Annotated in this window: 8 protein-coding genes and 1 pseudogene; 3 read left to right on the plus strand and 6 right to left on the minus strand. The window is 59.1% G+C overall.

From position 1 onward, the window contains the following. Positions 1-114: 114 nt before the first annotated feature. Positions 115-429, minus strand: coding sequence for an SCP2 sterol-binding domain-containing protein (locus tag AB7M26_RS18785; RefSeq protein ID WP_123495039.1), 315 nt, complete (start codon positions 427-429; stop codon positions 115-117). Between the two features lie 64 nt (positions 430-493). After that, positions 494-1,204: a histidine phosphatase family protein gene (locus AB7M26_RS18790; RefSeq protein ID WP_123495038.1), complete on the minus strand. Its 711-nt coding sequence runs from the start codon at positions 1,202-1,204 to the stop codon at positions 494-496. A 202-nt stretch (positions 1,205-1,406) separates the two neighbouring features. Between AB7M26_RS18790 and sohB the strand changes: the two genes are divergently transcribed. Next, positions 1,407-2,429 carry a protease SohB gene (gene sohB, locus AB7M26_RS18795; RefSeq protein WP_030129051.1) on the plus strand — a complete coding sequence of 341 codons (1,023 nt, stop codon included), beginning with the start codon at positions 1,407-1,409 and terminating at the stop codon, positions 2,427-2,429. A gap of 191 nt (positions 2,430-2,620) precedes the next feature. Next, positions 2,621-6,562, plus strand: coding sequence for a dermonecrotic toxin domain-containing protein (locus AB7M26_RS18800; RefSeq protein WP_123495037.1), 3,942 nt, complete (start codon positions 2,621-2,623; stop codon positions 6,560-6,562). A gap of 43 nt (positions 6,563-6,605) precedes the next feature. Here AB7M26_RS18800 and AB7M26_RS18805 read toward each other — a convergent pair whose 3' ends face one another. After that, positions 6,606-7,100, minus strand: a complete 495-nt coding sequence (locus AB7M26_RS18805) for a DUF934 domain-containing protein (protein WP_123495036.1) — start codon at positions 7,098-7,100, stop codon at positions 6,606-6,608. After that, positions 7,084-8,742, minus strand: coding sequence for a nitrite/sulfite reductase (locus tag AB7M26_RS18810; RefSeq protein WP_123495034.1), 1,659 nt, complete (start codon positions 8,740-8,742; stop codon positions 7,084-7,086). The genes AB7M26_RS18805 and AB7M26_RS18810 overlap by 17 nt, the downstream gene beginning before the upstream one ends. Positions 8,743-9,263: 521 nt before the next feature. Between AB7M26_RS18810 and AB7M26_RS18815 the strand changes: the two are divergent. Then, a pseudogene (locus AB7M26_RS18815) lies at positions 9,264-10,349 on the plus strand (ABC transporter substrate-binding protein). 7 nt (positions 10,350-10,356) lie between these two features. On the opposite strand, the gene AB7M26_RS18820 reads toward AB7M26_RS18815, so the two are convergent. Both AB7M26_RS18820 and metH read right to left on the minus strand, forming a co-directional pair. Then, positions 10,357-10,578: a DUF2970 domain-containing protein gene (locus AB7M26_RS18820; RefSeq protein ID WP_123495032.1), complete on the minus strand. Its 222-nt coding sequence runs from the start codon at positions 10,576-10,578 to the stop codon at positions 10,357-10,359. Between the two features lie 156 nt (positions 10,579-10,734). Next, complete coding sequence (gene metH, locus AB7M26_RS18825) at positions 10,735-14,445, minus strand: methionine synthase (protein ID WP_123495031.1); 3,711 nt, start codon at positions 14,443-14,445, stop codon at positions 10,735-10,737. Positions 14,446-14,570: the final 125 nt, after the last annotated feature.

Here is a 14,570-nt window from a genome sequence, read left to right on the forward strand (position 1 = left end):
ATAGTCGGCAAATCCACAGATAGCCGTTTGCGAGGGCGAAAAACGACGAATCCCGCCACGAGGGCGGGATTCGTTTGCAGCCAGACGTGCTCCCGAAAGACGGGAGCGGCGTGCTTAGCCCGGGAACAGCTCGGACAGTTTCATGGCCAGCATCATGTCGCCTTCAGCGCGCAGTTTGCCGCCCATGAACGCTTGCATGCCGTCGGTCGAACCGTCGACGATGCCTTGCAGGGTTTCGCCGTCCATGACCAGAGTCACCTGGGCGTCCGGGTTCTCGCCTTCTTGCAGTTCGCAGGTGCCGTCTTTGACGATCAGCGAGAAGTTCTTGGTGTCGTCGATGCGAAAACCGAATACCAGGTCCAGACCGGCAGCAGCGGCTGGGTTGAACTTGGCTTTCATTGCTTGTACGGCATCAGCTACGGAGGTCATGGTTCGATCCTTTCTTGGGTAATAAGAGCTGGGTGATTACAGCCAGGGTCACAATAATCCGGACTCAGCGAAACGTGATGAGTTCCGGGGCCTTCAACAGTTGCAGGTGTGCATGACTGTTGAAGGAAGCCAGGGCCACCTCGCGCCCGCGAAACTTGAGCAGGTTGAGCGAGGTGTTGACGATTTGCCAGTTCAGTTCAAAGGCTTGCTTTGCGGGCATTTGCGTAATGAGATGGAGCAGGGCAGTGATAGTGCCGCCGGAGGTGAACACAGCGATTTTCTGGGTATTGTCGGCTTGTTCGAGCAATCGATGCAGACCGCTCTGTACACGTTCGACGAAGCCCAGCCAGCTTTCCAGTCCCGGTGTGTCGTAGGTACCGGCAAGCCAGCGCTCGATGATCAAGGCAAAGATGCGTTGGAATTCAGCACGGTTTTGTGCGGCGTTGCGCAGGATATCCAGCGCTTGAGGCTCGTCCTCCAGCATCGCCGGCAGCAGGGCGCGGATCACTGCGTCGGCATCGAATTCATTGAAAGCGGAATCGATTTCCAGGGCAGGCACCGGCATACCGACGGCCGCGAACTGTTCCAGCGCACTGTTGGCGGTGTGTTGTTGGCGGCGCAGGTCGCCCGACAGGCAGCGATCGAAGCTGACACCGAGTTCGGCCAGGTGCTGACCGAGGAGTTCTGCCTGGCGAATACCGGTCGGCGACAGGACGTCATAGTCGTCTGCACCAAAGGAGGCCTGGCCATGTCGAATCAAGTAGATGCTGCCCACGTCCGCGTCATCCCGGTACGTTGAAGGTTTGGCGAGGTTATGAGGATGGCGGTGAGCTGTCAATGAAAAAACATACGCTTGTTTGAAATGCCCGTTACAGGCCTGTTGCCAGAGGTTTCACGGCTGGCCGTCGGGCCGGCGGATGGGTATGCTGGAGGTATCCCGCGCGTGTTTACCCCGCGCATTGATTGAAGGAGTCCCTGTGGAGCTTTTGTTCGAGTACGCCATTTTTCTGGCCAAGACCGTGACTCTGGTGATTGCCATCCTGGTGGTCCTGGCCAGTTTTGCGGCGTTGCGCAGCAAAGGTCGGCGCAAGTCGGCCGGTCAGCTGCAGGTCAGCAAACTCAATGATTTCTACAAAGGGCTGCGCGAACGCCTGGAGCAAACCTTGCTCGACAAGGATCAGCTCAAGGCCTTGCGCAAGTCCCAGGCTAAAACCGATAAAAAGCAAAAGAAGAAACCCGAGGCCAAACCACGGGTGTTCGTGCTGGATTTCGATGGTGACATCAGGGCGTCGGCCACTGAGAGCCTGCGCCACGAAATCACCGCGCTGCTGACCCTCGCCACGCCCAAGGATGAAGTGGTGCTGCGCCTGGAAAGCGGCGGTGGCATGGTCCACAGCTATGGCCTGGCGTCTTCGCAACTGGCGCGGATTCGTGAAGCCGGCGTGCCGTTGACCGTGTGCATCGACAAGGTCGCGGCCAGCGGCGGCTACATGATGGCGTGCATCGGCGAGAAAATTATCAGTGCGCCGTTTGCGATCCTCGGCTCGATCGGTGTTGTGGCGCAGTTGCCCAACGTCAATCGCCTGCTGAAAAAACACGACATCGACTTCGAAGTACTGACGGCTGGCGAGTACAAGCGCACCCTGACAGTGTTTGGCGAAAACACCGAGAAGGGCCGGGAGAAATTCCAGGAAGACCTGGACATCACCCACCAGCTGTTCAAGAACTTCGTTTCCCGCTATCGCCCGCAATTGGCCATCGACGAAGTGGCCACCGGTGAAATCTGGCTGGGCATTGCGGCGCTCGACAAGCAACTGGTGGATGAACTCAAGACCAGCGATGAATACCTTGCCGAACGCGCCAAGCAGTCCGAGCTCTACCACTTGCATTACGCCGAACGCAAAAGCCTGCAGGAGCGCATCGGCATCGCGGCCAGCGGTTCGATCGATCGCGTATTGCTGAGCTGGTGGAGTCGCTTGACCCAGCAACGCTTCTGGTAAGCCTCTGGCAGGCGTCTCCGGAAAAAATCAAACCGCGGATTTTCGCGGTTTTTTTTCGTCCGGCATTTAAGACTGTTCACTTTCCTGCGGACTCTGCGAAACGTCCTAACTGGCCTGCCGATCATTCCGACTTACGCTTGAGTTGCGGCTGGGTATTCTGGTGGCTCCCAATAGTTTGCAATGGAATGCACATGAATGATCACGCCCATGGCGACGCCCCAACGCGCAATGTCCTGATGCGTAACGAACTGAAGGCCGCGGTGGAGGCCGCACTTGCGCAAACCCCCGCTCAGTTTGGTGAGCGCTTGATCAAGGAGAGGTGGGGAGCCGACATTGATCCGCAGACAGCCCTGCTGGTAACGCTCGACTATAACTACCATGGGCATCCTCCTGAGAACGGTGTCCACCAGGGGCGGGTGGGAAGTTCTCGCACCCTGATCCAGGCGCTGCTTGGCAATTATCAGACGGTGGGCGACGGGCGCTTCGGCGAAACCGCGTTTGGGCTGTACACACCGCCCGACATCGGGCCATCGGTGCGCATTGTCGAGAAGGTCGATGAGTTTGCCTATGTGGGCAACGGCAACCATGACACCTATGAAGGCATTTACCGCGCCACGGTTCCGCAATCCTACGGCCCGCACACGCAGATCAATCTGCGGCCTGCCGATTTCAAACAGTGGGTCTGGGGGTTGTTTCTTTCCAGTCGATACCAGACTTATCTTGATCAGGCCTGGCCGTCGGACGCGGTCATTGCTGCTCCCGGTCCTTATGCCCTGAGGACATCGGTCAAGGCGGCTTTCGTCATGGCGGCCCGACTGCAATATCAAGAACGGTGCCTGTCCCGAAAGGGACTGGAACTTGCCATGCAAGCCGCCGGGTTGCCTGCCGCGCAGACTTGGGAAACGCTGACAATCGAGCAATTGCAAGCGCCTACAAGGATGCCTTCGAGCGTCGAGGCGAGTCGGTTGAAACTGTACCGTTATACGGCAACCGATATCTGGTGTTTTCGAGCGCGATCAGGTTCCAGGGTGCTGCTGTACATCCCCGGCAATTCTTCACCGTTGCATGAATTCAATGATAGCCGGCAGTTGCGTCAATGGATCGTGGCTCAGGGCCGGGAGGCCGATACGAAACAGGCACTGGCGGCTCACTATTCCGAAGAGGATCGCGAGGACGGCACCTTTCATGCGGGGGTACTGACCGCACTGGAGGGCATGGCGGTTTATCCCGGGATGCACAGGCTGACGAAGAATGCCGGGTTCTTCAACGATGATGGCCATTGGGATCCGGACGACTACATCAATTTTGATCGCTCACCCAGCTCATCCGACCCTTTTGCGCAGTTGGTGAGCTCCATGAAGCAGGCCGCCCAAGACAGCGTCAAGACCATCCGCGACGATGCCCAGGTCAACCGTGACAATCTGAGCGCTTTCGTCGAGCCGATCGTGCAATGGGTCAACCGGTTCGGGCCACTGGCGTTGTTTGTGCCCGGAGGTGAGGGATTGTTGGTGCTGGCCGGGCTTATTGACGCCGGTTACGGTCTGGATGAGTCCATCGAGGGGAAAACGGCCAGTGAGCGTTCTGAAGGCGTGACGCGAACCGTGTTCGGCTTGCTTAATGCACTGCCGCTGGCCGGGGCTGTCGCGTTGTTAAAAGGCGAAGGCGCCGAGGCCGCCGCGCTGGCCTCGGCCGAGCACGGGGTCGAGGAGCCTGCTATGCAGCTCGATGGTATGCCGGTGGACGCTCCACCCGTTCATGTCGCCCCTCTGGAGTCGGCCGCGCAGATGCCGACCCGTCTGAGCCTGCTGCGAGGGATCGGCGCCCCGGTGGACACCTTCAGCGACGAAGTGCTGGCGCAAATCGGCAAGGTCAGCGCCGTTGATGACGACCTGCTGCGAATGATGCAGGCCGGTCGTCAACCCACGCCTGTGTTGGCCGACACTATCAGCCGCTTCAAAATCGATCAGGACGTCATGGAGGCCATCGATAAAGCGCAGGCTGACGGGAACGAGGCATTGCAGGCCCGGCGAGTGGAGTTATTCAACGCTCGCTATCAGGCGCTCCAGCACTCGGAGCATGAATGGGTCCGATTGTTTCAACAGCAATATCCCGGCCTGCCGAAAAGTGCAGTGGAGCAGATGCTTGATCGCTGTGGCATAGCGTTCACAGAGACGCCGGATGCGATCGAGATCAAGGGGGTATTCAGGCAACTGGATGGCAAGGCCCGCCAGTATCAGCAGCATGTGAGGCTGACCCGTGCTTACGAAGGCCTTTATCTGCGATCCGTGGCCCATTCCGATTCGGACACGCTGGCCTTGCATTCGCTGAGAAACTTGCCCGGATGGCCCAAAGGCCTGCGAATCGAGGTGCTAGACGGCTCGCTGCAAGGTCGGGTGCTGGATCGTTGCGGTTCGCTTGATGCGGCTGATTGTCGTCGCTTGATCAAAATCGGCGACCACTATCAATACGTCGATGTGGCCGCCCAGGCCATCGCGCACGCGGACTTTTACGGGGCCGTCATCGGGGTGTTGTCCGCGGATGAGCGGGCGGCGCTGCAGTTGCAGTCGCTGAACCCGGCCAACGAACTGAAGCTCAACCTTCGCGACCGGACGCTATCACGCGCCGAGTTCGGCCTGGGCCTGGGCAGAATGGACGGGGGGCTGCCTTTTGAAATGCAGGGCTTGAGGGGCGGGGGCTTTCCGACGACCCTCCAGGCTACGGCGTTGACTCACGAAACGATGAGACTGCAAGTCAAGGACCTCTATCCCGACTTCGGCAACGCGCAGGCCGATGAATGGCTGCAACATGCCGGAGCAAGCGCTCAGTCACGCCTCGATGGTCTGAAGCAACAGTCTGAGCAATTGAGTACGGATTTGACCAGTTGGATCGACCGGTCCCTGCAGGATGTCGATGACATGGACATCGACTTTCTGGCCGCTGGCGACGAAGACGCTGTGGGCATGACCCATGCGCAAATCGCGGTGCATAACGTCGCGCTGGTGCAGCACGCGATGGAACTCGAGCGCGAGACCCGGATAGAACTGGCTGACGAGCTGATCTCAATCTGGCAAAAGTGTCCGCCCCAGGCCAATCGCCTTTATTCCGACGAAGCGTTAGCGGGATACAAACTGGATCTGGAGTTCGAGGACTACCACCGCTTGCCGATCATGAACATCAAGTTCAACGAGGTGATCGAGTTGTCGATGCGCGGAGTTCACCTGACGGAGCGTGAGAGCTTGAACGAGTTCCTGGAGTCTTTCCCCAATCTGCGGGTATTGAATCTGGAGAAAGTCGATCTGCGTCTATCTGGCGCCATGGGGGAGCTGGAGAGTGTTTTGCCGCCTGCAATCGCGCGAATGAGCCATCTCACAACGCTGAATCTGAAAGGCACGTTTCTCAAATTCAGGGAGAACACGGCATCGCAACTGAGTGACTTGCTCGACTTGCAATCACTGGACCTGAGTGAAAACCCCCTGAGTGTTTCGCCTGTGTTGTTAGGGATGGACAACCTGCGCGAGGTGAATTTGAGGAAGACAGAGATCAGTACGTGCCCGATCGGGATTAGGGACGAGCCTTACCTGACGTCGCTGGACCTGCGTGACAACCGGATCACCCGGGTTCCGTCGGCGGTATTGAGCCAGGCCATTGTTCGGGGGCGAGTGCAGCTTTGGGGCAACCCGTTAACGGACGAAGACACATTGCGGCGCCTGATCAGTCATCGACAGCGCACAGGGATCAACCTGTGGTTGAACGCGCCGGGTCCCGGTTATGGCAATCCAGAGGCGTGGTTACAACAGGGGGAAGAAGCGCTGCAGCAAGCCAGGCGAACGATCTGGCAGCAATTGGCGGTCAAGCCGTCAGGCAGTCGTTTCCTGAGGCTCATCGATGGGCTCAGCCTGACGGCGGACTTTCAGGTCGAGTATATGGCGTTGCAAGCGAGGGTCTGGCAACTGTTGAGTGAGGCGCAGGCATCGGACGAGTTGTGGAACTGGCTGAACCGGGCTGTCGAGAGCACGGAGGTCGATGCTGAGAATCCGTTGGGGATTTTCATGTCGCTGGAGGATCGGGCCAGGCTCTACCGCGATTGGGTGGCGATGGGACGTCCCTTTCCGGTGATCACCGAGCAGGCCTAGAAGAGGATGGCCTTGAACCCGCAAAGGGTTCAAGGCCTGGACATCAACGGCGACGGAACAGCGGCAGCGGTTCGTCGGTGGCGGCCTGATAGGTCACCGAGAAGTCCTTGAGGCCTTCAAGGGCTTCGTACGGGTCTTTATCGGCGCGAATCGCAAACGCGTCAAAACCGCAGCGGTGCAGGTAGAACAACTGGTCGCGCAGCACATCGCCAATCGCCCTCAATTCGCCTTTGAAACCATAACGGTCACGCAGCAAGCGAGCATTGGAGTAGTTGCGTCCATCGGTGAAGGCCGGGAAATTCAAGGCGATGACCTGGAAATTCTCCACGTCTTCACCGATTTCTTCGGCTTCTTCGTCGGCGTCCAGCCACACACCCAGGCCGCCATCGCGAGCCTTGAGCATACGGCTGTGTTCGCGCCACAGTTGCAGCGGGACGATCAGGTCGTCGCAATTGCTGATCTCGTCGATGTTGAAATCTTTCGGCAGCAAGTGCCAGGTTTCGTCGACGACTTCGTTGTTCTTAATTATTCGCTGCATAGACGCGCTCCTTGAAGAGGTCGATGCCGATACGCTGATAGGTGTCGATGAAGCGTTCGTCTTCGGTACGTTGTTCGATGTACACGTCGATCAGCTTCTCGATCACGTCAGGCATGGCTTCCTGTGCGAAGGACGGGCCGAGGATCTTGCCCAGGCTTGCATCGCGACTGGCGCTGCCACCCAGGGACACCTGGTAGAACTCTTCGCCTTTCTTGTCGACCCCGAGAATGCCGATGTGGCCGACGTGGTGGTGACCACAGGCGTTCATGCACCCAGAGATGTTCAGGTCGAGTTCGCCGATGTCGAACAGGTAGTCCAGGTCGTCGAAACGGCGCTGGATCGACTCGGCGATCGGGATCGATTTGGCGTTGGCCAGCGAGCAGAAATCACCGCCAGGGCAGCAGATGATGTCGGTCAGCAAGCCGATGTTCGGTGTGGCGAAACCTTGCTCGCGCAACTCGCCCCACATCGCGAACAGTTGGGACTGTTCAACGTCGGCCAGAATAATGTTCTGCTCGTGGGAAGTGCGCAGCTGACCGAAGCTGTAACGATCGGCCAGGTCGGCAACGGCGTCGAGCTGCTTGTCGGTGATGTCGCCCGGTGCAACACCGGTCGGCTTCAGGGACAGGGTCACGGCTACGTAACCCGGTTTCTTGTGGGTCAGGGTGTTGCGGGTGCGCCAGCGCGCGAAGCCCGGGTGTTCTTTATCGAGTTCGGCCAACGCCAAGGTCTGGTTGTCCAGCGCCTTGTACTCCGGATCAACGAAGTGTTTGGCCACGCGATGCACTTCGGCCTCGGTCAGCGTGGTCTGGCCACCGCGAAGGTGTTCCATTTCCGCGTCGACTTTCTGCGCGAACACTTCAGGCGTCAGGGCCTTGACCAGAATCTTGATCCGCGCCTTGTATTTGTTGTCGCGACGGCCGTAGCGGTTGTAAACCCGCAGGATGGCGTCGAGATAGCTCAGCAAGTCCTGCCACGGCAGGAACTCGTTGATGAACGCGCCCACCACCGGCGTACGGCCCAGGCCGCCACCGACCAGCACACGGAACCCCAGTTCGCCCGCGGCGTTGTGCACTGGTTCAAGGCCAATGTCATGGACTTCAATGGCCGCACGGTCGGACGTCGAACCGTTGATGGCGATTTTGAATTTACGCGGCAGGTAGGCGAATTCCGGGTGGAACGTGGTCCACTGGCGGACGATTTCGCACCATGGACGCGGGTCGATCAATTCGTCGGCCGCGACACCGGCGAACTGGTCGGTGGTGACGTTGCGCAGGCAGTTGCCGCTGGTCTGGATCGCATGCATCTGCACGGTCGCCAGTTCAGCCAGGATGTCCGGGATATCTTCCAGGGCCGGCCAGTTGAACTGAACGTTTTGCCGGGTACTGATGTGGGCGTAGCCCTTGTCGTAGTCGCGGGCAATTTTGGCCATCATTCGCGTCTGGCGCGAAGTCAGTTGGCCATAAGGCACCGCCACCCGCAGCATCGGGGCAAAGCGCTGGATATAAAGGCCATTTTGCAGGCGCAGGGGGCGGAATTCTTCTTCGCTCAGCTCGCCTGCCAGATAGCGTCGGGTCTGATCACGGAACTGCTTGACGCGGTCCTCGATGATCCGCTGATCGTACTCGTCGTATACGTACATATAAGTCCTGTTCTCAGGCTTGGGCCGGTTGGATACAGCTGCGTTTTCGCTAGCTTTCATCCGATACAGCCTCGGCAATTCTGCGCGCACGGCCGCGCACTCCCAACGGAGCCGACGCAAGATACCAGTTTGCAGTTATGCGCAAAAGTGATGTTTGAGTATATGCAAAGAACCAAAACGACTAATGAAACTCATGGGGGTAAAACCCACATTTGTGGTGCGGGCAATCATCGTCTTAACTGTGGTCGAGTCTTTATGCAATCACCGATAAAACCGACAAGAGGCGATGCAATGAGCAACCCAACCAAAGCAGGGAAAAGCGATAGCACGGTCGATGCCTGGGCGATTTTGTTCCTGATCATCCTGGTCGTGGGCACAGCGGTGTTCTGGGTCAGCCATCAATAAACGACCCCGTCCGGGCCCGGCGCCGACGATTGTCGGACAGAAGCCGGAATAAGCGCCGTTCCAAGGGAATTCGCTGGCTATAATGCGCAGCGGATTTTCGGGGGCTCGGACGATTAATGTTGAAGTTCTTCTGTGGTGTAGTGCTGGCGCTTGGTACGGTCCTGGGACCCTGTGCTCAGGCGGCGTCTGTATTGTTCCTCAATCCGGGAACCACCCAAGAGGTCTTCTGGGTCAGTTATTCGCAGTTCATGCAGGCCGCAGCCAAGAACCTGGGCATGGATTTGCGCATCCAGTATTCCGAGCGAAACACTGAAACCACACTCAAGCAAGCCCGCGAAGCCCTGCAAGGGCCGACTCGACCGGATTATCTGGTGTTCGTCAACGAACTGTACGTTGCGCCCGAAATCCTGCGCCTGGCTCAAGGCAGCGGTGTGAAGCTGTTTTTGGTCAACAACGGCCTGACCGCAGACCAGATGCGCTTGCTCGGCGCCCAGCCGCAGAAGTATCCCGACTGGTTGGGCAGCCTGGTGCCCAACAATGAGGAGGGCGGCTACTTGATGCTCAAGGAGCTGATTCGCCTGCATCGCCCGGTCGCGCCCGGTCAGGTCATTGATCTCGTGGCCTTCTCCGGCCTGAAGATCACGCCAGCCGCGCAACAGCGTGAGAAGGGCATGATGCGGGCATTGGCCGAACACCCTGAAGTGCGGTTGCGCCAGTTGGTCTATGGCGGCTGAACCCGCGAGCGCGCCTATGAACAGGCCAGGTTATTGTTCAAGCGTTACCCGCAAACGTCGCTGGTCTGGTCGGCCAACGATGAAATGGCCTTTGGTGCCATGCAGGCCTACGCCGAAACGGGCGGCCAACCCGGCAAGGACGCGCTGTTCAGCGCCGTCAACAATTCACCGACTGCGTTACAGGCGCTGTTGGAAGGGCGGTTGAGTGTGCTGATGGGCGGGCATTTCACTCTGGGTGGTTGGGCCCTGGTGCAACTGCATGACTACGACCTGGGGGTGGATGTCAGTCAGTACGGCGGGCGCGACCGGCAGATTCCGTTGTTGCAGCTGATCAATCACGCGCAAGCCAAGCGGTTGCTGGCGTTGAGCGCGACTCAGGATTATGGCGTGGATTTCCAGAAACTCTCGGCCAAGGGGCGGCCGACGTCGTATCGCTACCCGTTCAGCTTGCAAGCCCTGATGCACTGAGCCGGTTTCAGATACCCGCCAGGTACACCACCAGTTTGACGATGCCAAACAGCGTCAACGCGAACACTGCCGTGAACAGAATCCCCAACATCACGAAATGACTCGGCTTGCCGTGGGTGAAATCCCGGGCCCGGTTTTTCCCGCTCTGCACCCCGAACGCCGCCGCCATGACGCTGTGCAGCATCTGCCAGAAGGTCGGTGGCTTGTTGTTGTCGACTGGATCGTCCATAAATCCCCCGTCACCAATGCATGAGAGGTAAGCATAGACAATACACCCGAAACCTGTGGGAGCGTGGCTTGCCCGCGATGGACGCGTCGCGGTCTCACAGGGAAACCGTGTCATCGTTCATCGCGGGCAAGCCACGCTCCCACAGGGGGATGGAGGTTAGTTGTCGTAACCCAGGTTAGGCGCTAGCCAACGCTCGGTCACGCTCAATTCCTGACCCTTGCGCGAGGTGTAGCTCTGCACCTGGTCCTTGTCGATCTTGCCCACGGCGAAATACTGCGCCTGCGGGTGAGCGAAGTACCAGCCGCTTACCGCTGCCGCCGGGAACATGGCGTAGTGCTCGGTGAGGAACACGCCGCTGCGGCCGGCTTTGAGTTCTTCCGCTTCCGGGTCCAGCAGCTTGAACAGCGTGGCTTTCTCGGTGTGATCCGGGCAGGCCGGGTAGCCTGGAGCAGGGCGGATGCCGGTGTATTGCTCTTTGATCAGCGCCTCGTTGTCCAGCGTCTCGTCCTTGGCGTAGCCCCAGTAATCTTTACGCACCTGTTGGTGCAGCCACTCGGCACAGGCCTCGGCCAGGCGGTCGGCCAACGCCTTGACCATGATCGAGTTGTAGTCGTCGCCCGCATCCTGATAGGCCTTGGCCACTTCTTCGGCGCCGATCCCGGCGGTGGTGATGAAGCCCCCGACGTAGTCGGTCACGCCGCTGTCCTTGGGCGCAACGAAGTCGGCCAGGGAGAAGTTCGGTTTGCCGTCGGTCTTGATGATCTGCTGACGCAAGTGGTGCAGCTTGGCCAATGGCTTGCCGTCATCGCCGTAGACTTCGATGTCATCGTCGCGCACCTGATTGGCCGGCCAGAAACCGAACACCGCACGGGCGCTGATCAGCTTTTCGTCGATCAGTTTGGCAAGCATTTCCCGGGCATCGGCGTACAGCGCGGTGGCGGCTTCACCGACCACTTCATCCTTGAGAATGCGCGGAAACTTGCCGGCCAGGTCCCAGGAGATGAAGAACGGTGTCCAGTCGATGTACTCGGCCAGCACCTTCAGGTCGATGTTATCCAGCACCTTGGCGCCGGTGAACGTCGGTTTGACAGGTTCGTAGCTGCCCCAGTCGAACTGCGGCTTCTTGGCGATGGCCACCGGGTAGCTCAGGCGTTCGGTGCGGGCGCTGCGGTTGGCGGTGCGCTCGCGAACGTCGATGTATTCCAGGCGAGTCTTCTCGACGAAACCAGCCTTCAGCTCCTTGGACAGCAATTGCGTCGCCACGCCCACAGCGCGGGAGGCGTCGGTGACGTAGATCACCGCGTCGTTACTGTACTTGGGCTCGATCTTCACCGCCGTATGCGCCTTGGACGTGGTCGCGCCACCGATCATCAGCGGCAAATGGAAGTCCTGACGCTGCATCTCGCGGGCCACGTGAACCATCTCGTCCAGTGAGGGCGTGATCAAGCCGGACAGGCCGATGATGTCGCATTTCTGTTCTTTGGCGACTTGCAGGATCTTTTCTGCCGGTACCATCACGCCAAGGTCGACGATGTCATAGCCGTTACAGCCCAGCACCACGCCGACGATGTTCTTGCCGATGTCGTGTACGTCGCCCTTGACCGTGGCCATCAGGATCTTGCCCTTGGCTTCCGGCTTGTCACCTTTTTCCAGCTCGATGAACGGAATCAAGTGGGCCACGGCCTGCTTCATCACGCGGGCGGACTTCACCACCTGCGGCAAGAACATTTTACCGGCACCGAACAGGTCGCCGACGATGTTCATCCCGGACATCAGCGGGCCTTCGATCACTTCGATCGGGCGGGCGAAGGACTGACGCGACTCTTCGGTGTCTTCCACGATGTGGGTGGTGATGCCCTTGACCAGCGCATGCTCCAGACGCTTGTTGACGTCCCAGTTGCGCCACTCTTCGGTCTCGGCTTCCTTGACGCTGCCGTCGCCCTTGTACTTGTCGGCGATGGCGAGGAGGGCGTCGGTGCCTTCCGGGGTGCGGTTGAGGATCACGTCTTCGACGGCATCGCGCAGCTCGGCTGGGATCTGGTCGTAGATCTCCAGTTGGCCGGCGTTGACGATACCCATGGTCAGGCCATTACGGATCGCATACAGCAGGAACACCGAGTGAATTGCCTCGCGCACCGGGTTGTTGCCACGGAACGAGAACGACACGTTCGACACGCCGCCGGAAGTCAGGGCGTACGGCAGTTCGTCGCGGATGTAGGCGCAGGCGTTGATGAAGTCCACAGCGTAGTTGTTGTGTTCTTCGATACCGGTGGCCACGGCGAAGATGTTCGGGTCGAAGATGATGTCTTCCGGCGGGAAGCCGACGTCGTTGACCAGAATGTCGTAGGAGCGTTTGCAGATTTCTTTCTTGCGCGCTTCGGTGTCGGCCTGGCCAGCTTCGTCGAAGGCCATCACCACCACCGCGGCGCCGTAGCGTTTGCACAGTTTGGCGTGATGAATGAACTGCTCGACGCCTTCTTTCATGCTGATCGAGTTGACGATGCCCTTGCCCTGGATGCACTTGAGGCCGGCTTCGATCACTTCCCATTTGGAGGAGTCGATCATGATCGGGACGCGGGAGATGTCCGGTTCACCGGCAATCAGATTGAGGAAGGTCACCATGGCCTTCTTCGAATCGAGCATCCCTTCGTCCATGTTGATGTCGATCACCTGGGCGCCGGCTTCGACCTGTTGCAGGGCGACTTCCAGGGCTTCGGTGTAGTTGTCTTCACGGATCAGACGGGCGAACTTGGCGGAACCGGTGATGTTGGTCCGCTCGCCGACGTTGACGAACAACGAGCTGCGATCAATGGTGAACGGTTCCAGGCCCGACAGGCGGCAAGCCTTGGGAATGTCCGGAATCTCGCGCGGCGCATAGCCGGCCACCGCTTTGGCGATGGCTTCAATGTGCCCCGGCGTGGTGCCGCAGCAGCCGCCGACGATGTTCAGGAAGCCGCTTTGGGCGAACTCTTCGATGACTTTGGCGGTTTCTGCCGGCAGTTCGTCGTACTCGCCGAATTCGTTCGGCAGACCGGCGTTCGGGTGCGCGGAAACGTGGGTGTTGGCCTTGTTCGACAGTTCTTCCAGGTACGGGCGCAACTCGCTGGCCCCGAGGGCGCAGTTCAGGCCGACCGAAATCGGTTTGGCGTGGGCCACGGAGTTCCAGAACGCTTCGGTGGTCTGGCCGGACAGTGTGCGGCCGGAGGCATCGGTGATGGTGCCGGAGATCATGATCGGCAACTCGACGCCCAGTTCTTCGAACACGCCTTGCACGGCGAAGATCGCCGCTTTGGCGTTGAGGGTATCGAAGATGGTTTCGATCAGGATCAGGTCGGCGCCGCCTTCGATCAGGCCTTTGGTGGCTTCGGTGTAGTTCTCCACCAGCTCATCGAAGGTCACGTTGCGGTAGCCAGGGTTGTTCACGTCGGGCGACAGCGAGCAGGTGCGGCTGGTCGGGCCGAGCACGCCAGCGACGAAACGCGGCTTGTCCGGGTTCTCGAGAGTTTTCGCATCGGCAATCTTGCGGGCCAGGCGAGCGCCTTCTACGTTCAATTCGTAGGCGAGTTCTTCCATGCCGTAATCGGCCATGGAAATCCGGGTGGCGTTGAAGGTGTTGGTTTCCAGAATGTCGGCGCCGGCGTCCAGATAGGCCTTCTCGATGCCGCCAATCACGTCAGGACGTGTCAGCACCAACAAGTCGTTGTTGCCTTTGACATCGCTCGGCCAGTCGGCGAAGCGTTTGCCACGGTAATCCTGCTCCTCGAGCTTGTAGCTCTGGATCATCGTACCCATGCCGCCATCGAGAATCAGGATGCGCTCTTTGAGGGCGTGCTTGAGAGCTTGAAGGCGAACGCTGCGATCGGACATTTGGACTACTCGGTAAGGCCATGACGAAGGGCCGGAATGATAACAAACCTGTGCGCTTTTGGAGCATGTGCGGGTTTTGCATGAATATCGTTCATGTTGGTGCGCAGGCCAGACCGGTAGAATCG

Source organism: Pseudomonas sp. F-14 TE3482, from assembly GCF_053629455.1.